The organism is Coleofasciculus sp. FACHB-1120 (assembly GCF_014698845.1).
Classification (GTDB): domain Bacteria; phylum Cyanobacteriota; class Cyanobacteriia; order Cyanobacteriales; family FACHB-T130; genus FACHB-T130.
Map to the genome: position 1 here is coordinate 99,519 of NZ_JACJTV010000006.1, position 22,180 is coordinate 121,698.

17 protein-coding genes and 1 pseudogene are annotated in these 22,180 nt (G+C 46.4%); 5 read left to right on the top strand and 13 right to left on the bottom strand.

Features of this window, described 5'->3' with window-relative positions; all coding sequences use genetic code 11:
• Positions 1 to 126 precede the first annotated feature (126 nt).
• The 7 genes from larB to H6H02_RS08625 form a co-directional block, all read right to left on the bottom strand.
• Positions 127 to 909, bottom strand: a complete 783-nt coding sequence (gene larB, locus H6H02_RS08595) for a nickel pincer cofactor biosynthesis protein LarB (protein WP_190816591.1) — start codon at positions 907 to 909, stop codon at positions 127 to 129.
• 58 nt (positions 910 to 967) lie between these two features.
• Positions 968 to 2,722, bottom strand: a complete 1,755-nt coding sequence (locus tag H6H02_RS08600; RefSeq protein WP_242040627.1) for an ABC transporter substrate-binding protein — start codon at positions 2,720 to 2,722, stop codon at positions 968 to 970.
• Between the two features lie 76 nt (positions 2,723 to 2,798).
• Entirely contained in the window at positions 2,799 to 4,598 is a 1,800-nt protein-coding gene (locus H6H02_RS08605) for an ABC transporter substrate-binding protein (protein WP_190816595.1), read from the bottom strand.
• Positions 4,599 to 4,629: 31 nt separating this feature from the next.
• Positions 4,630 to 4,899, bottom strand: a complete 270-nt coding sequence (locus H6H02_RS08610) for a hypothetical protein (RefSeq protein WP_190816597.1) — start codon at positions 4,897 to 4,899, stop codon at positions 4,630 to 4,632.
• A 26-nt stretch (positions 4,900 to 4,925) separates the two neighbouring features.
• Positions 4,926 to 5,420: a type I restriction enzyme HsdR N-terminal domain-containing protein gene (locus H6H02_RS08615; RefSeq protein WP_190816599.1), complete on the bottom strand. Its 495-nt coding sequence runs from the start codon at positions 5,418 to 5,420 to the stop codon at positions 4,926 to 4,928.
• A 109-nt stretch (positions 5,421 to 5,529) separates the two neighbouring features.
• Entirely contained in the window at positions 5,530 to 6,015 is a 486-nt protein-coding gene (ispF, locus tag H6H02_RS08620) for a 2-C-methyl-D-erythritol 2,4-cyclodiphosphate synthase (RefSeq protein ID WP_190816601.1), read from the bottom strand.
• 204 nt (positions 6,016 to 6,219) lie between these two features.
• A complete protein-coding gene (locus tag H6H02_RS08625) occupies positions 6,220 to 7,461 on the bottom strand; it encodes a DUF1517 domain-containing protein (protein ID WP_190816603.1) in 1,242 nt (413 codons plus the stop codon).
• A gap of 427 nt (positions 7,462 to 7,888) precedes the next feature.
• On the opposite strand from H6H02_RS08625, the gene H6H02_RS08630 reads away from it, so the two are divergent.
• Positions 7,889 to 9,064 (top strand): tetratricopeptide repeat protein, encoded by a 1,176-nt coding sequence (locus H6H02_RS08630; protein ID WP_190816605.1) that lies wholly within the window; start codon positions 7,889 to 7,891, stop codon positions 9,062 to 9,064.
• Between the two features lie 652 nt (positions 9,065 to 9,716).
• Here the strand turns inward: H6H02_RS08630 and H6H02_RS08635 are convergent.
• From H6H02_RS08635 to trmD, 3 genes and pseudogenes are all read right to left on the bottom strand, one after another.
• Complete coding sequence (locus H6H02_RS08635; RefSeq protein WP_190816607.1) at positions 9,717 to 10,958, bottom strand: PQQ-binding-like beta-propeller repeat protein; 1,242 nt, start codon at positions 10,956 to 10,958, stop codon at positions 9,717 to 9,719.
• A 131-nt stretch (positions 10,959 to 11,089) separates the two neighbouring features.
• A complete protein-coding gene (locus H6H02_RS27045; protein ID WP_242040634.1) occupies positions 11,090 to 11,677 on the bottom strand; it encodes a DUF1517 domain-containing protein in 588 nt (195 codons plus the stop codon).
• A gap of 27 nt (positions 11,678 to 11,704) precedes the next feature.
• A pseudogene (gene trmD, locus H6H02_RS27050) lies at positions 11,705 to 12,388 on the bottom strand (tRNA (guanosine(37)-N1)-methyltransferase TrmD); the annotation flags it as partial.
• Positions 12,389 to 12,816: 428 nt separating this feature from the next.
• Here trmD and H6H02_RS08645 point away from each other — a divergent pair.
• Together H6H02_RS08645 and cphA are read left to right on the top strand one after the other, a co-directional pair.
• On the top strand, positions 12,817 to 13,668 hold the full coding sequence (locus H6H02_RS08645; RefSeq protein ID WP_190816780.1) for a cyanophycinase: 852 nt from the start codon (positions 12,817 to 12,819) through the stop codon (positions 13,666 to 13,668).
• 278 nt (positions 13,669 to 13,946) lie between these two features.
• Complete coding sequence (gene cphA, locus H6H02_RS08650) at positions 13,947 to 16,643, top strand: cyanophycin synthetase (protein ID WP_190816611.1); 2,697 nt, start codon at positions 13,947 to 13,949, stop codon at positions 16,641 to 16,643.
• 53 nt (positions 16,644 to 16,696) lie between these two features.
• On the opposite strand, the gene tatA is transcribed toward cphA, so the two are convergent.
• The 3 genes from tatA to H6H02_RS08665 all read right to left on the bottom strand — a co-directional run bounded on the left by tatA (position 16,697) and on the right by H6H02_RS08665 (position 19,971).
• Positions 16,697 to 16,873 (bottom strand): twin-arginine translocase TatA/TatE family subunit, encoded by a 177-nt coding sequence (tatA, locus tag H6H02_RS08655; RefSeq protein ID WP_190816782.1) that lies wholly within the window; start codon positions 16,871 to 16,873, stop codon positions 16,697 to 16,699.
• Between the two features lie 40 nt (positions 16,874 to 16,913).
• Positions 16,914 to 18,338, bottom strand: coding sequence for a serine/threonine-protein kinase (locus tag H6H02_RS08660; RefSeq protein WP_190816613.1), 1,425 nt, complete (start codon positions 18,336 to 18,338; stop codon positions 16,914 to 16,916).
• 184 nt (positions 18,339 to 18,522) lie between these two features.
• Positions 18,523 to 19,971 (bottom strand): serine/threonine-protein kinase, encoded by a 1,449-nt coding sequence (locus H6H02_RS08665; RefSeq protein ID WP_190816615.1) that lies wholly within the window; start codon positions 19,969 to 19,971, stop codon positions 18,523 to 18,525.
• Between the two features lie 130 nt (positions 19,972 to 20,101).
• Here H6H02_RS08665 and H6H02_RS08670 point away from each other — a divergent pair, with 130 nt between their 5' ends.
• Together H6H02_RS08670 and H6H02_RS27055 are read left to right on the top strand one after the other, a co-directional pair.
• Entirely contained in the window at positions 20,102 to 20,839 is a 738-nt protein-coding gene (locus H6H02_RS08670; protein WP_190816617.1) for a phycocyanobilin:ferredoxin oxidoreductase, read from the top strand.
• Positions 20,840 to 20,916: 77 nt separating this feature from the next.
• On the top strand, positions 20,917 to 21,816 hold the full coding sequence (locus H6H02_RS27055; RefSeq protein WP_190816619.1) for an ATP-binding cassette domain-containing protein: 900 nt from the start codon (positions 20,917 to 20,919) through the stop codon (positions 21,814 to 21,816).
• Positions 21,817 to 22,180 lie beyond the last annotated feature (364 nt).

Sequence of the window (22,180 nt, forward strand, 5' to 3'; positions counted from 1 at the left end):
AAATTTAATTTTTAGCTGTCCATCTTTAAATAGCATATATAGCCATTCCAGGGTTGGGTGCGATACATCAGTAGGGGTATGGCAATACCCCTACTCGCCGTCATGGCATGAGTGGGCAATACTACTCTACTGCCCAGATAATTTCAGTTTGTGCGCCGTCCTCAAGATTTGTCCAGCTAAGATAGCTGCACCGAAGCCATTGTCAATATTCACCACGCCCACGCCTGCTGCACAAGAATTTAGCATTGTCAGGAGTGGCGCAAGTCCGCCGAAACTCGCACCATAGCCAACACTGGTGGGAACTGCAATCACGGGACAATCAGCCAAACCAGCAACGACGCTGGGTAAAGCACCTTCCATCCCGGCAACGACAATTAGCACATTCGCCGATTCAATGACGTGACGGTTACTTAACAGGCGGTGGATACCCGCGACGCCGACATCCCAGAGGCGCTGCACCTGGAAGCCACACAGTTCTGCTGTAACTGCTGCTTCCTCCGCGACGGATAAGTCTGCTGTACCGGCACAGAGGATGCCAATGGTGCCCGAATACTGGGGTTCTATGGTCGCAGGGGAAATGGCACAGATTCGGGCAGACGGGTAATATTGGAGACCAGCTACTTTTTCCTGCAACTGGGCATAAACTGCCGGTTCAATCCGCGTTGCCATGACGACAGGGTTGCGCGATCGCATCGCCTCCATAATCCCCGCAATCTGTTCGGGTGTTTTTCCTGGCCCCCAAATCACCTCTGGAAAACCCGTTCGCAAGGTGCGGTGATGGTCAATTTTGGCAAAATCGCCCACGGGTTCAAAGGCAAAATGCTTGAGTTTTTCTAACGCTGCTTCTGGGCTAACGTCACCAGCGGCAACCGCTGCTAATAAGGATTGCAAAGCTTCAGGTTGAGTCACGACTTCAAATTAAGGATAGAAAATGCAAAAACAAGAATTGGCGATGTAAATTTTGCCGTTAATCGGTCACTTTCAGCTCATAAACATTCCAGAGGGCACCGCCAAGAGAAGAGTATTTGATGCCGGTAACGCGATCGCGCACGGCTGACATTGACAGCGGGTTGACTAGATAAATCATCGGCAAATATTCCTGCGTAATCCGTTGAGTTTGGGCATAGATTTCTTTGCGCTTGACCTCATCTAATTCTTGGGCAGCTTTAATGTACAGACGCCCAATTTCCGCCTCCCAAGCAGCCACCTCTCGACCCTGAATCGGCTTTGACCCCGATACGGCATCCTGATTGAAGCTGTGTAATCCGCCATCTGGCAACCAGACATTCGCACCATTATGGGGTTCAATGCCCCCGGTAAAGCCGAGCAAATAACATTCCCAATCTAAAGTGTTTGCGAGTTTATCTACAAGCGTGTTGAAGGCAATTGGGGTAAAATCTACTTGAATGCCAATTTGGCTCAAACTTTGCTTAATTTGCGCTCCCAGTGACACGCGGGTTTGATTTTCAGCATTCGTTATTAATGTAAACTGCACCCGATTTCCATCAGCGTCTAACAACTGACCTTGATTATTATATTTAAACCCTGCGCTTAATAGTAATTTCTTAGATTTTTCGGGATTATATTCGTATACTTTCAGACCTTCTGCCGAAGTTATATAGTAAGAGCTTTGTACAGAAATTGGTGAATTTTGCATTTCACCCAGACCGCGCAAAGTGTTGTTAATCATCGCTTGCCGATCGATGGCATAAGCAACCGCTTGTCTGAATGATAGATTATTGAACCAGCGAGATTTAACTGGATCGAGCAAAGGGCGTCCGTTCCGGCGTCCTTTATTTAGATTAAAAGAAATAAAAGTCGTGCCCGATCGCGGTCCACCTGTATAAACTGTAAATTTTCCGCGCTTTTCTTCTTGCTTTAAAAGTGGAAAATCTTCAGGACGCAATCGCCCCCACCCGTCAGTCGTATCTAAACCATTAGAGCGGAACTGAAGCAGCTGAGTATCCATATTTTCCGTAATTTGCCACACGATCCGATCGATGTAAGGCAACTGATTGCCTTGTACATCTCGTCGCCAGTAATACGGGTTACGCCGAAATACGACCCGTTCGCTAGTGGTGTAACTTTCTATTTTATAAGGGCCATTAACAATTATTTCCGCTGGATTGGTATCCACTCCCCAGATAGACATCAACCTGGGTTTTCCCTCTGAGTTTTTCGACTTTACCGCGTCCTCAAGGGCGTGTTTTGGCAAAATCACGATCGCATCGTTTTTTGAGCCAGTTGTAGTTCGCAAAAAAGGAGCAAACGGTTCTGGCAGAATAAATTCAACCCGCCGTGCATCTAGCTTTCTGACTTGCGGAAAAGCACCAGATGTGCCAATTTTTAGGCTATCTCTGGCATCGGTAAGAATCTCTTTATTAAGAACCACATCTTCATACGTGAAGACAACATCATCCGCTGTCAGTGGCTGACCATCCGACCATTTCAATCCTTCTCGGAGGGTAAAAACGATTCGCCGTTTATCCTCTGATATTTCCCAAGATTCAGCTAATGCAGGCTCAATTTCACCCGTAACGCTATTTTCAGACGTTAATCCTTCGTAAGTGAATAGAAAAACATGGGGAAATTCTTGATTAAGTACCCAATTAAAAGTTTTGGGATCGCTTAATGTAGCTGTCACCAACTGGGATACTTTCTCAGATGCCTGCGTTTTGAGTAAAGTCGGGTGACAGCCGAATAAAGCAAAAGGAAAAAGCAAAAAGTAAAAAGATAGAAAAAGAGGAAGCAGGAAATTACTCTTTTCCTTCCCTTTACCTAATTGTTTTTTGCCTTGTTTACGGAATGTTTTTGTTTTCTGCGACTTTGAGTTCATAAAGATTCCAGAAGGCTCCACCAAGGGCAGAGAATTTAACGCCCTGAACGCGATCGCGCACTGCCTCCATTGAAAACGGATTTACCAGATAAATAAAGGGTAAATTTTCCTGGGTGATGCGCTGGCTTTCGACATATATCTCGCGCCGCTTACTTTCATCAAGTTCGCTGGCACCTTTAATGTAAAGGTTTTCAATTGCCAATTCCCAGTCATCAACTTCCCAACCCTTCAGCGGAGGTTCTCCAGCTTGCGGTCCTAGGTTAAAAGTGTGTAAACCCCCTTTCGTTGTCCAAGTGTTTGCGCCACCATTTGGCTCAATGCCGCCACCGGCAATTTTGCCAATATAACTATCCCATTTCCGTTGGGTATAAACTTTTTCAATCAACGTATTGAAGTTAATCGCATTAAAGTCTACCTGAATCCCAACTGCGCCAAGGTCTTGTTTAATCTGAGCGCCAATAGCTTCCCGCAGCTTATTTCCTGAATTGGTGAGCATACTAAAGCGCACCCGATTGCCATCTGCGTCGAAAAGTTGACCCTGTGGGTTGTATTTAAATCCAGCTTTTCGCAGCAATTCTTTAGCTTTTTCTGGATCGTAATCGTAGACTTTGAGACCTTGCTCTGGGGATAAATAGTAAGGACTTTGCTTGTAAATCGGGGAGTTCTGCGGTTCTCCGAGTCCTCGATAGAGATTGTTCAGCATTTTCTGACGATCGATGGCGTGAGCAACCGCTTGGCGAAACTCAAGCTTATTGAACCAACGAGACTTAATTGGGTCTACAAGAGGCTGATTTTGAGAATTTTTGGCTTTATTCAAATTAAAAACCAAAAAAGTTGTACTGAGTTCTGGGCCACCCGTGTAAATCTTAAATTTGCCCCGGTTTTCTTCTTGTTTAAGGAGAGAATAATATTCCGGCGTGATTCCCAGCGTATCCAAACCGCCAGAACGATATTGGATAAAAGAAGTATCAGTATTTTCAACAATTTGCCAGACGATACGCTCGATGTATGGCTGTTGATTACCCTGAGCATCCTTGCGCCAGTAATGAGGATTTCGTCTAAATATCACCCGTTCGCTAGTTTGATAGCTTTCTATCTGATACTGCCCATTGACAATAATTTTTTTGGGATCGGTGCCGATTCCCCAGCTAGACAGAAACTTGGGTTTTCCATCTGAATCTTTTGTGACAATGGATTCTCTCAGGGCATGGGCGGGTAAAATTGCGAGTCCCGTGTAGCGCAAAAATGGGGCGAAAGGTTCTGGAACTGTAAATTCAACCCGTCGTTCATCAAGTTTGCGGACAGTGGGCAGCAGGCGAGCTTTGCCAATCTTTAAAATGTCTCTAATATCAGTGGGAATCTTTTCATTGAAATAAACTTCATTATAGGTAAAAACGACATCATCAACGGTCAGTGGTTGACCATCAGACCATTTCAACCCCTCTCGCATGGTAAAAACAATTCGCTTTTTATCTGGGGCGACTTCCCAAGATTCGGCTAAAGCGCCTTCAAGTTCGCCATCGCCGTTTTCAGTAATTAACCCCTCGTAAATTAAGCCAAAAACGTTAGGCGATTCTTGACTCAGGGCATAGTTAAAAGTTTTGGGATCTTGCAGAATACTGTTCACCAGCTGAGGCACCTGAGCAGCTTTTGTATTGAATTGATTCAGGCTACAGCTGTGGAGCGCGATCGCGCTAACCATCGCCAGCATGGCAGCTAACAAACGACGCCAGATTAGGGGAATAGTAGCAGAGAATTTCATAATGATTGTCTGTACGAGTATTAATTAAAACTTACTGAGACTCTAACCAACCGAGGAAATCTTGTGTGCGGACTAAATACTTAACCACGCTAGCATCATGCAAAGCAGCTTGTACTTCTGGTGTATTAAATTCTTTAACATTGGCGCTGAGGAATACTTTCCTATCTGTGGGATGCAGGCGTGCATGATTAAGAATGCAATGCAAAATCAAGTTATCTGTAGGATCTTTTTCGAGCAAACGTGTATCCAAGCTTTGTTGAAGAATATCGCCTTGGGAGTCACGTCCTGTGGCAATGCTCATCAGGAAGTTAGTTTCAACATAAAGTATCACCAAGAAGCGCCACCTTCAAAGTAAGTCTCTGCATCTTCCAGCGCCTGCAACAAACCGATAGCTGCCAATTCCTCTGATGCTGGCGGCTTTGCCGATTTCCAGTGATAGGCTAAATCGCGCACCCAAGCTTGCACGAGCGTCGCCAAGTATCGCTCAAATATCCGTTTGCTGCTAAATTCGGGGTCGTAATGATTAAGTATGGCTGCCGTTTTCAGTTCGCTAATGGGTTCCGATAAATTAGCACCGTCCCATTGAAAAATCTCAATGTTTTCAAGGTCAGCCAGCATAGCGAAGGGAATTTTCACGTTTGCAGCTTGCAATTGAGATTTGAGTTGTGCAAGCGCCGATGGATTAGCCTTACTACTTTTGCTTTGAGTAGCTTTGACTTCAACTACTAGAACGGTTTGCCCTTCACGATTGCGGGCAATAATATCAGGACGATAATGTAAAGTGCGATCGCCCTGAGTCAGTTCCAATCTTCCAGCTTCCATTACCTTGCCCTAATTCTCCCGGCGCGTTGCGAGTCTCTACCTTATCCGTTTTCAGTTCATTCCTATCCTAAACATTTTCAACCTTTTAACTCGATAGGTTTGAGCCAAGTTAATCAGAAGCTACCAGTAAGGCTACAGCATAAGCTGCAATTCCCTCTTCGCGCCCAACTGAGTCTAATTTTTCATTTGTAGTGGCTTTGATGCCTACTTGGTCGGGTTTTAATTCTAGGACATCGGATAAGCGATCGCGCATCTTCTCAATATGCGGCTTCAGCTTCGGACGTTCCGCCACCACCACCGAGTCAATATTCTCGATTTGCCAACCTCGCGCCCGAATTAGCTGATACACCTGCTTGAGCAGTACCAGACTATCAGCCCCCGCCCACTGGGGATCTGTCGGGGGAAAATAATGACCAATATCCCCTAAACTCAAGGCACCGAGCATCGCATCCATAATCGCGTGAGTCAGCACATCGGCGTCGCTGTGCCCCAGCAACCCCAATTCATGCTCAATCTTCACTCCTCCCAGAATTAAAGGACGCCCTGTAACTAAGCGGTGAATATCGTAACCGTTTCCGATGCGAATCTTAGCCATTTATCCGTTTTCAGCAAAACTTCAGCAAAAATACTTGGCTTGGCGACTCGAAGCCGCAGCTACACAAACGAAGTCCGCGCAACGCGAGACTATAAAATTATTTCGGCTTGAAGCCTGGATCGGCAGGCTTCGTTTGTATAGCCCCAAACTTCCAGTCTGAGGGCATCGAAAGACTTTTGCAAGCGGTAGGACTAAACGCTGCGGCTAAATCTGCACCATATCGGTGTATTCAGTTAATAGCTCATCGTAGGTAAGGCTATCGGTTTCCGCTTGAGGACTCCACAGCAATTCAAACACCATTAGATAGTCAGGGGAGATGGACGCTACTTTCTCTAAAGCTGACTTTAAGGCTTCGGCGGTACGAATTTCTTCAAATAACGGCTTATCATCCGCTGTCCCGACGAGCAACGTGACCACAATATAAGCTGCTGGGTCATCATCCAAGCTAGGCATCACGGGTTTTTGCTGTCTAACTCTTCCACCCACATTTGTAAGGGTTTCCGCACTAAATTTGCTGCGTTCTTGTATAGAAACTTGGTTGAAAATTGCCTCGGCGTCCTCTCGACTTTTCACCGTCTGCGAACTCGCTAAAACATGAGTCCAATTTTCAGGCGATCGCAATAATGCTAAAGCTGATTCTTGTAGCAGCTGCATCAACCCCTCAGAAGTATCTGTATCTACATTCAGGCTCAGTTCCGTCAGATGAGATTGAATGCTTCGAGCTTGAGCCAGCAATGCCACCTGTATCTTGCTGACCGTAACCGTATCATTCTCTAGTTCTTGAGCCGCACTCCCGCCCTTTTTCTTCAAAAAGATGAAATAAGCCCAAAGTCCAATACTTCCAACTGCCAACAACATCAATAAGAAAAGCCAAGGAAAATCACTCGATGAGTTACTAGCGTTGGAAGAATAGCCAGAATTGGTTGGTACTTGAGCGGGAACAGAATTTGAGGCTCCTGGTAGGGTTTGAGGATACGTTGATTGATTTGCAGGAACGCTGTTGGGATAGGTATAGACGGGCGGCGGTGCAACAGGAACCGGCACGATGACAGTGCTTCCCGGTTGTCTATAGTAAGGGTCATTCCAGGACGAGTTCGGGCGCGTCGGTTGAGTTCTGATTGAGGACGGCAGGGGAATGGTTCTTTGAAAAGAGCCGCCGCCTGCTCGCCCACCTGTACTGCCCCTACTGGACTGCGATGGTGTAGAGTTTCTGGGAGAGGAGCTACTACCGCTACTAGAGCGACTGGGACTGGAACTAGAACGCGACGGTGAAGAGCGAAAAGAGCCGCCACCACTCCGTCCGCCACTACTTCTAGCGTGGGCTTCATTGCCAATCTTTAGCCCGGTTTCTTGATTGCCGATGGGCAGATGAATATTCACACTGTTGACTACCGTGAAACTCAGGACTGTCGCCCAAAGCAACTGAAGTTTTACGTTTCGTAGCATTTTCGCCGTTCCATTCTTCTCCTCTACGCTAGCTTTTCCTTACCACTATTGTCGAGGTGATAAGGTTGCAGTCAATCTGCGGATATCTTTACATTAATTAATTAATTACAGGAAAATTTTAGAATTAATTTAAGTTGGGAGTGCTAAATTAATCGCTAGATATCAGCATTTTGGATCAGCAAATACTTACAATCGAGCGGAATATTTGTAGGTCAACAAAACTCGCCGGCAAAATTTTTCATGAGTCCGAAACAGGCTTGAGCTTAGCAAAAGTAACTTGTTTTTTCAGCTTAGTTTATGAAAGCCGGAAATTAGTTAATAATCAATTTAGTCTATATGTCGAAATTTCTTGATGCCTTTTTGTATGAGCAATACCTGAATTTTTATTGATAATTGGATTGGAGCCAGTAAAAATTAAAAAATAATTATGATTTTAAAAATCAAGCAACCTCGGAAAATTCTTATTCTCTCTATTCTTGGTTTGGGTCTAGCGGTAGGAGCTTACCATACCTGGTTTTTTTGGCGAGACTACCAGACCTTATCGCAGGTGAAAGCAGATCAACAAAAGATTGCTATCTATCGCCAAAAGACTCAAGTGACGCCTACCGATCCTCAAGCCTTTCTCAAACTTGGTGATGCCTACATGACGTTCTGGAAAAGTTCAGGTAAAGGCATTCGGATCGCTAGCCAGTTACAACAACAATCTTTGGCATGGGATTGGCTATTCACCAAACCGAAGATGCTCAGCGAAGCTGTATTAGCTTATAACAAAGCTCTGCAACTTGACCCAACGTTGGTCGATGCCCACTTTGGTCTGTGTTTTGCGTTAGTGGAACAAAGAGAAAGTGCAAAAGCGATCGCCCATTGTCGCACAGCAGCTGAACAGCAACCCAAAAAAGCGAAGAATCATCTATGGTTGGGGCTTGCCTTATCTCACGAACGTCAATGGGACGAAGCAGAGGTAAGTTTTCGCAAAACTCTTGAGATAGAACCGAAGAATGACGATGCATACTACCACTTAGGAAACGCCTTGCTGGGGAAAGAAAAAACTAATGAGGCGATAGCAGCTTATCGTCAATCGATTGAGTTAGACCCAAAGGCCAACCTGACATACCTGCGTTTAGGGGATGCTTTGACTATACAGAAAAAACCAGAAGAAGCTATTGCTGCCTACCAAAAGTCGATTCAGGTTGTACCTAATTACCATCCACCTTACGAAGGGTTGGGGTGGATACTGGCTGAACAAAACCGATTAGATGAGGCGATCGCGGCTTACCGCAAAGCGATTGAACTCTATCCTGCCTATACAGATGCTTATCAAGGGTTGGGACAGGTTCTAGTTAAACAAAACAAATTAGATGAGGCAGTTGCTACCTACCGTAAAGGGATTCTACTGAAATCTGAAAAGAAAGATGAAAATGGTGACATCTATTACTTTTTGGGAACAGCTTTGATGAAACAGAGAAAGTTACCAGAAGCGATCGCAGCTTTTAAGCAATATCTCAAACTCAACCCTAAGGATGCAGATGCCCGCCAGAAACTGCAACAAGCGGAAAGAGCCAGAAAGTCTCAGCTCGATAAACAGGAAGGGAGTAGACAATAACTATTGTGTTGTTTATTGAGGTACAACTGATTTATTGCATAAAACTCCCGAACAAATATAATTTTGACATTCTAAAAGTGGTTTAAATAATGAGTAGATTTTGGTGGAAAGTCCTGGGAACACTCTGTGTCATTGCCGGGATACATCTCCTAACGGAGATGTCCCGTATCATTCCTGGTTTGCCTCCTGAAAGGCGATCGGAATCCTTGTTTTTGGCAAGCGCAATTATAGTGATATGCTTCCTCAGTGCAATCTTATGTTTTTTCCCACGTAGCCAATGGATAACTTTGCGAATTTTGGGTGCCTATGGTGTCGCAGCATGCATATTTAATATTGTTGAAGGATTTCGTACCCGTAACTATGCCAACATAGGAATAACTTTATTGTTTTGGCTACCAGGTTCGATTTACTTGATCTGGAGTGGCAAGATGAATAACTCAGAGAGTGATTAATAATCGCGATTATTAATTCTCTAGGACGGCAGAGATGTTTGTGGCAATATAGCAATCCTTTTTGAGTTCTGAGATGCTAGCCGTTTAGATACCTGACTTCTTAGAAAAGTCGGGTATCTCACGTTTAGAAATTATTTAGGATTGCTATAAACTTATCCACAAATTAACCTAAAAGCTATTCTTTAGGGCAATGGCTAGTTCTAGCGAGTGGCAAAGGACTGCACAACACTCTTGACATCATTTCCCACAGCGTTACTGCTTAAGAATAGGCGAGCGCCATTGAGAACGAATCGATAGATGTGGCTTTCACGGAAGAGCGGAGTGTGCCAAACCAGTTGTCCGCTTGTAGCATCAAATGCATTTACCCGGCTATGGTTCTTAGCTGAGCCATAGAAACCGAGAGCGCTAAAACCTTCGATCTCCATATCACCTGTATAAATAATATTGTCTGCCAGAGCGATGGGTCTGGGTTCTCGATCATCCTGGCGGGATAAAGTAAATTGCCGACGCATCGCCCCAGTCTGCCGATCCAGAACGACAAAGCGCGTACTCGTCTTAGCATCACCGTCCCAGATAAACACTTCGCGATCGCTAGCTATTTTGGCTTCACCACCCCGCATGGTATGAGTCCAGCGTTCCTTGCCCGTTTTTAAATCGAGTGCCTTGACCCAACCAGGTTCCTTTCCTGTACGGTCTTTGCTATACACTGCCGGATATACAGTGTCTCCTAAAACTGTGACATCCGTTAGCTCAGATGAGGTGTTCCAAGTCCAGAGGACTTTGCCTGTAGCGGCATCTAATCCGGTGAGTTGGTATCCTCTTTGGGGTGTACTGGGATTAACTAACACGGGCAAAAATACTACTCCATTCTGAACCACAGGTAATTTTTCAGAGGAGGTAGAAACCATACTGTCTTTAGGGGTGACAAACTTCCAGAGCAGTTTATCTGGAGTACGGGCAGAAATTTCGTTGTGATCGCTTTCTACTCCCTGTTTGACATCACTATTGAGAATGAAGGCTCCCTGAAATACTCCGATCGCTCCCTCAAAGTCTGGATTGTCCAGTGGCAATACTGCTTTTGTTTTCCCTGTGTTGGCATCAAGCGTCACTAGATTTTTGGGATCGTCAACCAGCGGCAGTGACCCAAAATCGCTGGCATAGATAGTATTACCATCTACAGCAAACACCCTGCCAATCGGCTGCTGGCTCTGCCATTGCACCTTCCCAGTGGCAGGATCAAGTGACTGAAGGGCTGAAGGCTTTGTAGTCCCCGTTGGCACGAGCAATCGGTTTTCTGTAGCGATTAGTGCCGTACTCGCGTGTAGGTTTACTGACCACACAGGCTGACGAGTCGATGCTGCACTAATGGCAGACGCGATCGCGTGGTAGCCCAGCACCAGCACTACACCTACCAGTACATATTTGAAAAGCTTTTTAAACACCGGGACGACTCCACTTCAACCTGAGAAAATCATAATTTGGAACCAAACCAAACCCGGCTGATTTTCCCCATAATTTAAGCTTTTTGAATCTATCCCTCAGCCTGCGAGCAAAACAGTTACAGAACTTGAGATTAAGCGATCGCTACCAGGTCACGGTACTCACTCAAAAGTTCCTCTTGAGTGAGCGCATCGGTTTCTGTTTGTGGACTCCAGAGTAGTTCAAACACCATTAGATAGTCGAGGCTGATGGCTGTAACTTTCTCTAAAGCTTGCTTGACATCTTGTGCAGAAGTGAGGTTTTTAAATAACGGCTGGTCGTCAGCAGTGCCGATGAGCAATGTTACTACGATATATGCTGGTAGTTCTTCATCTGGATCGAGTTCGACTTGTTGCTGGCTAATTTTGCCATCTACGTTAGAGAGGGTTTCAGCCGTAAATTTGCTGCGTTCTTGTAACGAAAGTTTGTTGAAAACTGTTTCGGCTTCCTCTCGACTGGAAACTGTCTGCGAACTGCCCAAAATATGAGTCCAGGATTCAGAATTTTCTAGCAATGCTTGAACAGATGCTTTTAATAGCTGCATCAACCCTTCCTGGGTTTGGGTATTCGCCGTGAGACTTAATTGAGACAATTTTGATTGAATCGCACCTGCCTGGGCTGTTAGCGCAATTTGTAGTTGGCTAATGGTGACGATATCATTTTCAAGCTCATTCTGATTCATGGTTTTGGGTTTTGGGTTGGAACTAGAATCTTTTAACCAAGCCGCAAATAAATCGGGACGGCGATCGCGCGTTCGCTCAATTTGTCTATCTCTTCGCCAGCGTTCAATCTCCCCATGATTCCCCGATAGCAAAACATCCGGCACCTTCCACCCGCGAAAGTCAGCCGGACGGGTGTATTGAGGATAATCTAACAATCCCGCCTCGAAACTTTCTGCTTTTAAAGACTCTTCTTTCCCCACCGTTCCCGGTAGTAGGCGGATGGTGCCGTTGAGCAGTGCCAATGCCGGAATTTCTCCACAAGTCAAGACAAAATCTCCTAAAGATACCTCCCGTGTCACCAAATTCAGCACCCGCTCATCGACACCTTCATAATGACCGCAAATAATTACCAATTGGTCATAATTGGCTGCCAATTCTCGAAACAGCGGTTGTTTCATCGGTTCTCCCTGCGGCGTCATCAGGATCGTCTCGCGTCTGGGTAGAACTGGTAGCGACTCCACCGCCCCAAATATCGGCTCTGGCTTCATCAACATCCCCACACCGCCGCCGTAAGGCTCATCATCCACGCGGCGGTGTTTATCGGTGGCAAAGTTGCGGGGATCGATCAGATGCACGGAAGCAATCTGTTTGGCTAAAGCTTTCGCCAACAGTCCCGAACTCAGGGGAGAGGAGAAAAAATCTGGAAAAAGAGTAACAATATCAAATCGCACAGCAGAAGTCGGTGATAGTGAGTGGTAGGTTGATTTTAGCCATTACCTACGACCCTCTACCGATTACAGACTACTCAGTATCCCCAATCTCAAGCTAATGTTAAATATTTTGTAAAAAAAGTTGACTCAATCTGGCATTATGCATATAGGATTAAGCCGACAAGCAAGCAAGCAAGTGGCGATCTGTAACGTTTGTTACTCAACAACCTAGAAAAACAATTAAATTGTTTGGTGATGTTGGTGGAACGCCTGCCAGAGAGATTGATCAGGAAATTGAGACGATTGACAAGCGTGAAAATAGGGATTTTCCTGGTGAGCAAGGGGGTTAGCAAGAGTTGAACAAGAACCATGCATCAGGATAAATTGGCATTCCTATCAACTGGCAGAACGATAGTATTCGATATCACCCTATGCTCAAGAGCCACATGATGTTGCAGTTAGAACCTCAATCCTTAGTACAGAGGATGCCCCAATCAACGAAAACCGCCATCATGGTGATCGGCGGTGCGGAAGACAAAGTTCACGGACGAGAGATATTACAAACCTTTTTTAATCGTGCTGGCTCAACGGATGCTTGCATTGCGATTATTCCGTCAGCATCCAGAGAACCTGCGGTGATTGGCGATCGCTACCTCACCATCTTTCAAGAGATGGGTGCGAAAGTAGTGAAAGTGTTAGATATCCGCGAACGCGAACAGAGTTACGATCCCTTGATGCAGGAGTACATTGAAGAGTGTACAGGGGTTTTTATGACTGGAGGCGACCAACTTCGACTCTGTGGACTGCTTGGCGAGACGCCATTTATGGAAAGAATCCGATACCGAGCGCAACTGGGAGAGATCACGCTGGCAGGAACCAGTGCAGGCGCGGCGGTGATGGGTCATCATATGATTGCGGGAGGCGGTAGCGGCGAGTCTCCCAATCGTTCCCTAGTCGATATGGCACTAGGGTTAGGAATTTTACCGGATGTGATCGTGGATCAACACTTTCACAATCGCAATCGCATGGCGCGTCTGATTAGTGCGATTTCGGCTCATCCAGACAAATTAGGGATTGGGATTGACGAAGATACCTGCGCCTTAGTGGAAGCGGATGGTCTTTTGCAGGTAGTCGGCAAAGGCACCGTGTCTATCGTCGATCCTGGGGAGATATCTCACACCAATCAATCTTTAGTCGGAGCAACCGATCCGATTAGTATTTTCAATCTACGATTGCACATTCTCAGTTATGGCGATCGCTACCATTTACACCAGCGAGTCATCCTGCTACCCGATGGCTGATGAGTGAAGATGAGTGAATATTACCAGCGGTACTTCAATTCCAAATTTGAAACTTGTCATGATTGCCCTTTTGGCAAAAAACTGTTCGTGGAGAACAGTTTAGTGACTTTTTAAAGCTGGAAACTAGGGAATTGCTTAAAGTAGCAGCGGATTCAGTAAGGGCGAAGCCTTTATGGCAAAATTTCCTCTTAAAAGCAGCAGATGTTAAATTGCTTGCATCTTCGTCCCTATCCGCCATTCGACAGCTCACATCCTCTGAATCACCCGCAAAAGTAGCCATGAGAATTTTAAAAATCCAGACATTACGGGGTCCCAACTACTGGAGTATTCGACGGCAAAAATTGGTCGTCATGCGCCTAGATTTAGAAGAACTTGCAGAAAAGCCATCTAATCAGATTCCTGGCTTCTACGAGGGATTAATCCAGGTGCTACCAAGTCTGGAAGAACACTTCTGTTCCCCTGGCTGTCGAGGTGGTTTCTTGAGCCGAGTCAAAGAAGGCACGATGATGGGACATATCATCGAACACGTTGCCCTAGAACTCCAGGAACTCGCTGGGATGCCAGCTGGCTTTGGTCGCACCCGCGAAACAGCCACCCCAGGCATTTACCAGGTGGTCATTGAGTACCACGATGAACAAGCTGGTCGCTATGCCGCCAGAGCAGCCGTGCGCCTCTGTCAGAGCATTGTAGACACCGGCACCTACTCCGCTCAAGAGTTAGCACAGGATCTCAAAGACCTGAGAGATTTCGCACGGGATGCTGCCCTCGGCCCCAGCACCGAAACCATTGTCAAAGAAGCCGAAGCCAGGGGAATTCCCTGGATGCCTTTAAGCGTTCGCGCCATGATTCAGATAGGGTATGGCGTCTATCAGAAGCGAATGCAGGCAACTTTGAGCAACCACTCCAGCATTTTGGGCGTCGAGCTTGCCTCAGACAAAGAAGGCACCAAAAAAATGTTGCGCGAAGCCGGGGTGCCGGTTCCACGCGGCACAGTGATTCACTACCTGGACGAACTTGAAGACGCCATTGACGAGGTGGGTGGCTACCCAATCGTCCTCAAGCCCCTCGATGGCAACCACGGGCGGGGCATTACTATCAACATCACCGACTTCAAACAAGCAGAAGAAGCCTATGATGCTGCCAGTACAGCTTCTAAAACTCGCTCGGTGATTATTGAACGCTACTATAGCGGACGCGACCACCGAGTATTAGTCGTCAACGGCAAATTGGTGGCAGTTGCGGAACGAGTCCCCGCCCATGTTGTGGGAGATGGCAGATCCACGATTGAGCAATTGATTGAGCTAACCAATAGCGATCCCCATCGAGGTGAAGGGCACGATAACATCCTCACCAAAATTGAAGTAGACCGCACCACCTTCTCGCTGTTGCAACGGCAGGGGTATACCCTAGAAACCGTGCTATCCGCTGGAGAGATTTTTTACCTGCGGGCAACAGCCAACCTCAGCACCGGCGGGATTGCAGTTGACCGGACTGACGAAATCCATCCCGAAAATATCTGGCTTTGCGAACGAGTCGCCAAGATTATCGGGTTGGATATTGCTGGAATTGATGTGGTGACATCTGATATCAGCAAACCCTTGCGAGAAGTGGATGGGGTGATTGTTGAGGTGAACGCCGCCCCCGGATTCCGGATGCACGTTTGTCCTAGCCAGGGTTTGCCGCGAAATGTGGCTGCCCCCGTGCTAGATATGCTCTTTCCGCCAGGAACCCCCACTCGCGTTCCGATCATTTCCATCACTGGCACCAACGGCAAAACGACAACAACTCGTCTGATTGCTCACATTTTCAAGCAGACGGGGAAAACAATTGGCTACACCACCACCGATGGCACCTACATTGGGGATTATATGGTGGAACCGGGGGATAACACCGGCCCTCAAAGTGCCCAGCTGATTCTTTCAGATCCCACAGTAGAAGTGGCGGTGCTAGAAACGGCGCGGGGGGGGATTCTCCGCTCTGGTTTAGCCTTCAGCGCCTCTGATGTGGGCGTGGTCTTAAATGTGGCTGCCGACCACCTGGGAATTGGCGATATTGAAACGATCGAAGATATGGCTCATCTCAAGAGCGTAGTCGTGGAATCAGTGATGCCAGAAGGCTATGCCGTCCTGAACGCCGACGATCCCCTCGTGGCAGCGATGGCGCGGCGGGTGCAAGGACAAGTCGCTTATTTCACCATGAATCCAGAAAATGAGCTGGTGCGAGAACATACCCGCCGGGGCGGTTTGGCAGCAGCTTATGAAAATGGCTATCTGTCGATTTTGAAGGGAGATTGGGTACTACGGATTGAACAAGCGGTGAATGTGCCACTGACGATGGAGGCACGGGCACCTTTTCAAATTGCCAATGCGCTAGCAGCGAGTTTGGCGGCTTTTGCGGAAGGGGTGAAGATTGAGGAAATTCGTCAGGGCTTAAATACATTCCGCGCCTCGGCTTCTCAGACACCAGGACGAATGAATATGTTCGAGATGGGCAACTATAATGCTCTGATCGATTATGCTCACAATGCAGCCAGCTATGAGGCGTTGGGTGGTTTTGTCCGCAACTGGCCTGGTGAGAGAATTGGTGTGGTAGGTGGTCCTGGCGATCGCCGCGATGAAGATTTCGTGACTCTGGGCACACTCTCGGCAAATATGTTTGACCGCATCATTATCAAGGAAGATGATGATACGCGCGGGCGTCCTCGCGGCGAGGCAGCTGCCTTAATCTCTCAGGGAATTCAGCAAGAAAAGCCAGATTCCCGCTATGAAACCATTCTGGATGAGACGACCGCTATAAATACGGCGCTGGGGCAAGCACCAGAAGGCAGTTTAGTGGTCATTTTGCCAGAAAGCGTCACTCGTGCGATTAGCTTAATTGAGGCGCGTCGCCCTCAAACGGAGAACGGACATCAGCCGATTGCGCCGTCGGTGGAAAATCAAAATAGCTTGAAGGCGTCTGTAGCACAGACCCTTTAAAGGCTCATCGGTTAGATATTTGTAGGGACGCGGCAATGCCGTGTCCCTACACGTTATTTGAGGTCTTGATCTTCATCTGCTGGTTCATCGTCCACGCCCCTTACTCCGTCCTTGAACCCGCGTAAAGTCTTACCCAGCGAGCTTCCCAGTTCGGGAATCTTCTTGGGGCCGAAAATTAAAATCGCTGCGATCGCGATTACTCCCACTTCAGGCCATCCTAAACCAAACATACCCGTCTCCTGCGAACTATCCACAATTAACTATAGGAGACTATCTATCATTTGGAGGAAGCTGTTCAGTTGTTATCGGTCTTGTAATCGGCAATCTCAACCATTGGCTCAATTCATAAGCGATCCAATCGAGTTCCGGTTCAGTCACCAACTCACCAGATGCCAACTCATAGTTCTGCGTTCCCGCCCAAATAATAACGCGGGGTTTGACCTCAACTTGCCTACCCCTTGCACCAGTGGTCAAGTATTTTCTGGTGTGTTCCAGCATACTGATGTCTTGTCTTTGTGCCAACCTAGAAAAATTGAATTTCAATCCCAATAGCTCATAGGCTAAGGAAATTTGCTGCCGGTCGATACGCAGGTAAACTCGTCCAAACAACGCAAAGAGAATCTGCCAGATCATACTCACGCCAGCATACCAAAAGGGTAGTGAAAACAACACCATAAATAAGTTGAAGCCGGACGCTGCAAATAGGACAGAACTTGTCCACACAAAGATGAATGAATTCCAAGCGATCGCAAAAAAGCACAATTGTCTAATTTCCGAAGTAAATCCCTTGGGAGGAATCTGAATTCCAATAAAATCGGCATTATTGATAAGCAGAACTTTGCTACCCGTTGGTTTCCTAACAGCTACAGCGGCACTATCTACTGTTAAGTATTCTTCTTCCAAAGCTAGCAGTGCTTCTTGGGCTGAAGCCAAGCGTCGCTCTAAGCTGGGTTCTGTCATCCACCTTAACCAGCTACTCAATGTTGGGCTAAGATTAGCCGCTTGCTCAAATTGAATTCGTCCATCCTTATGCGGTAAATCTGCTGGATGAGTGCCCGTTACCAAAGTAATCAACGTTGCGCCTAAGCTATACAAGTCGGATGATGGAACTGCGCGATCGCCAAATTGTTCCGGTGGCATATAGCCATAAGTTCCCACTACAGTAATCGTCCCACCTTCTTTGGCAGCTAGCGTTTGCACCGAACCGAAATCTACCAGATAAACCTCTCCGATACTATTACCAGTACGATTAGTTAATAAAATATTGCTCGGTTTGATATCGCGGTGGATGACAGCAGGTTGACGCCCATGTAGGTAAATTAGAATTTCTAAAATTGATGTTGCCAGTTGTTTGATTTCGGCTTCGCTAAAACTACGTCCACCTTTAAGATGTTCTTCTAGAGATTTTGCTTCTATATAAGTTTGTACGAGAGCAAATCCTTTGCTGTTGGGTGAATTAACTTCAAAAAAGTCAAGGTAGCGCGGAATAGCCGGATGTGCTAAGGATTTTAAAGTTTCGGCTTCGCGTTCAAATAACTTAAGATGCTCCCACTCAAAATCACCGCCAAAAGTCAATACTTTGATTATTACTAATTGTTGCGTTTCTTCGTCACGCGCGAGTAGCGTCCGGCGTCCAGCGCGTTTCCCAAGCTGTTGTTCGATTTGGTAGCGATCGCCTAAGACTTCACCATTCATACTTGTCGGCTGTCCCTAGCTTATACAGGCGGTTATAGCTTCAGATTACAGTTTTTGGCAAGCTGGCACATTAAGACACTAGGTGTGGAACATCAATAGTGCGATCGCGATTACTCCCACTTCAGGCCATCCTAAACTAAACATACCCGTCTCCTGCGAACTATCCACAATCAACTATAGGAAACTATTTATCAGATGGAGGAAGATAATCTCTTGTAATTGGTATTTCCAACCATTCGCTGAGTTCATGAGCTAACCAATCTAGTTCCAATTCGTGGATGCTGCCAATCTCACCGTTAAGTTCATACTGCCTTAATCCTGCCTTAATAATGATTTTGCCTGGAACATCAACCCGGTCTCCGTCTATGTCTTTTTTATGGTGTTTTGGGATGTATACCAGCCTGTTAATATCCTGTCTCAATGCTGGACGAGGATGCTGGAATTTAAATCCAAATATTTCCCATGTCAGTGAAATTTGCTGTTGATTGCAATAAAGCTGCAATCGTCCAAATAATGTAACGAAAATATGCCATATCAGAGTCACGCCCCCATACCAAAAAGGTAGCGCAAGCAACAACAGAAAGAAGCCAATAACGGAAGGGTGGAAGAGGATACCGTTTGTCCAAATTATCATGAATGAATTCCAAGCGATCGCCAAAAGAGACCACCCGATAAAGGTACAAGCAATAGTAGAAGCAGTAAATCCTTTCGGAGGGATACTAATTTTAATAAAATCTGCATTTTTAGTCAGTGAAATTTTGCTACCAGTTGGTTTTTTAACAATTGGAGTAAAGCTATCTGTTGTTGGATGTTCTTGTTTGAGTGCTTGTAGTGCTTCACTAGCAGAAGCCAAGCGTCGATTTAAGCTGGGATGTGTCATCCGCTTTAACCAATTGATAAAAGCAGGACTGAGATTGGCAGCTTTTTCAAATTCAATTTGCAGGTTATCTGTCTGGGGTAAATCAGCGGGATGTTGACCTGTTGCCAGATAAATTAAAGTTGCGCCTAAGCTATAAAGGTCGGATGCTGGAACAGCACGGCCGCCAAATTGTTCCGGCGGCATATAGCCATAAGTTCCCACAACGGTAATTGTCCCGCCTTCCTTGGCGGCGAGAGTCTGCACCGCTCCAAAATCAACTAAATAAACTTCACCTACAGTATTACCAGAACGGTTGGTTAATAAAATATTGCTGGGTTTAATATCGCGGTGGATAACTGGAGGTTGACGACTATGCAAATAATTGAGAATTTCTAAACTTGTAGTGGTAATTTGCTTGATATCTGCTTCGCTGAAAGTTCGTCCTCCTTTGAGATGTTCTTCTAAAGATTTCCCTTCCACGTAGGTTTGGACGAGGGCAAATCCTTTGTAGTTCGGTGAATTTAGCTCAAAATAATCTAGGTAGCGCGGAATAGCCGGATGTGTTAAAGATTTTAGAGTTTCGGCTTCGCGTTCAAATAACTTAAGGTCGTCCCACTCAAAGTCATTGCCAAAAGTCAATATCTTGACGACGACTAATTGTTGCGTTTTTTGGTCACGCACCAGGAGTGTGCGTCTTCCAGCGCGTTTTCCAAGCTCGCGTTTTCCAAGCTGTTGTTCGATTTGGTAGCGATCGCCTAAGACTTCACCCTTCATACTTATCGCCTGTCCCTAGCTATTAGCTGTTTTATAACTTTGACTCATTGCCGATGGCAAGCTGATATCCTTAACCTACCTGCCTTTATTACTAGATTCCTGTACGCTAAAGAAAACAAATTTTCAAAAAATGCTCGAAACTTCCAAGCCTTCCCTACGCGAACAACAACACCCTCTGATTCGCAATTTAGCAGACACCATCGAAGCAGTTTGGCACCGCCATCTCGACCTTTCTCCCTACCACCTGCCAGAAGAGTTGGGGTATGTAGAAGGGCGATTAGAGGGCGAAAAGCTAACGATTGAAAATCGCTGCTACCAGTCGCCGCAGTTCCGGAAAATGCACTTGGAATTAGCAAAAGTCGGCACAATGCTGGATATTTTGCACTGCGTGATGTTTCCGCGTCCAGAATACGCGCTACCCATGTTTGGCTGCGATTTAGTCGGGGGACGAGGGCAGATTAGTGCAGCGATCGCTGACCTTTCTCCCACCAGCAACCTCACCTTACCGGCAAACTATACTGCCGAACTTCAGGCGTTACCAGCCCTCGACTTCTCGCAACCGCGCGAACTACCCGACTGGGGGGATATTTTTTCTGAATTTTGCATCTTTATTCGACCCAGTAATCCAGAGGAAGAAACCCAGTTTCTCTCTCGCGTCGAGGGATTTTTAGAAATTCATTGTGTCAACGCCAAAGCCGCCAAACCCGTTTCCGCCGAACAGCAAGCTGAAATTTTGCAGGGTCAACACTACTACTGCACCAAACAGCAGCAGAACGATAAAACCCGTCGGGTGCTAGAAAAAGCTTTTGGTACGGAGTGGGCAGAAAATTATATGACGACCGTTCTGTTTGACTTACCGAGTGCTTAATCTGCTAGTAAGATTCCCTCGCCAGATTGATGCCTACCTCTTAAGATTAATTAATAAAAATAATTTCCTTAGAGGTTATGGTGCAGGAATCAGGCTCCAAGAATCAACCATTGGTCAAGCCTGTAGGGCGGTGGGCGATCGCAGTTGTCGTAGCGGGTGCTTTAGCGACCAGCGGCGTTACCGTTGACAACCTCTATGCCCTGCGAGAGGCTGCTCAGCCGGTGCCAATAGCGGAGCCGAGTCCGCCTGCCATACTTGCAGTGACTGCCTTGGGGCGTCTGGAACCACAAGGCGAAGTGATCAAACTCTCTGCGCCCATGTCAATTCAGGGCGCTGCTCGCGTGGATCAACTTTTGGTCAGTGAGGGAGATAAGGTCATAAAAGGTCAAGTGGTGGCAATTCTCGACAATCGCAATCGCTTACAAGCAGCTTTGGACAAGGCAAAACAACAAGTCAAAGTCGCCCAAGCCAACCTCAATAAAGTGAAGGCTGGAGCGCAAGCGGGGGAAATTGGCGCTCAGAAAGCAGCGATCGCTCGCACCCAAGAAGAGTTACGCGGGAGAATTGCCACTCAACAGGCGACCATAGCCCGCTTAGAAGCCGAACTGCAAGGGGAAAACAATGCATCTGTTGCCAAGATTGCCCGTCTGACAATGCTGGAGGCGGTAGGTTTAGGCGATCGCGTAAATTACTACCCGGAGAATCTGTCTGGGGGACAAAAACAACGGGTAGCGATCGCGCGTGCCTTGGTAAGCCATCCTAAATTAGTATTAGCTGACGAACCCACGGCTGCTTTAGATAGTAAATCTGGACGCGATGTCGTCGAGCTGATGCAGCGATTGGCAAAGGAACAAGGGTGTACGATTTTGATGGTGACTCACGACAATCGAATTTTAGATGTTGCTGACCGAATTATTCACATGGAAGATGGGCGTCTAGTCCGCGATACAGTTATTTCTGAAAAAACACCTGCATAAGTCAGAACTTTGAGTGAGAAATTCGATTAAAGTGGGTTAACTTTTCTTAGACCAATTCTCTGTAAAATTCCACTTAATCATTGCCCCTTCCCATTGATGCATCTTTAAGAGAGAATTGGTATTAATATATTCCTTTGTTTTTTGCGAATGGCTTATCCAAAAAAAAAGGCAATCATTTCCTTTGCAATCTACACTTTGAGAAAGTTTTTTGTTTAGAGATTTAACTAAGCTCACATCTTGCACCAAGCCCTCAGAATGAAATCCTGGGGCTGTTGCAATCCAACTCAGAATAAACGCGAACTGACCGAAAATCCAGGGTTTTGTAACCTGCTCTTGCCAGGTTTCGTTTGTGTCCCTGTGCGGT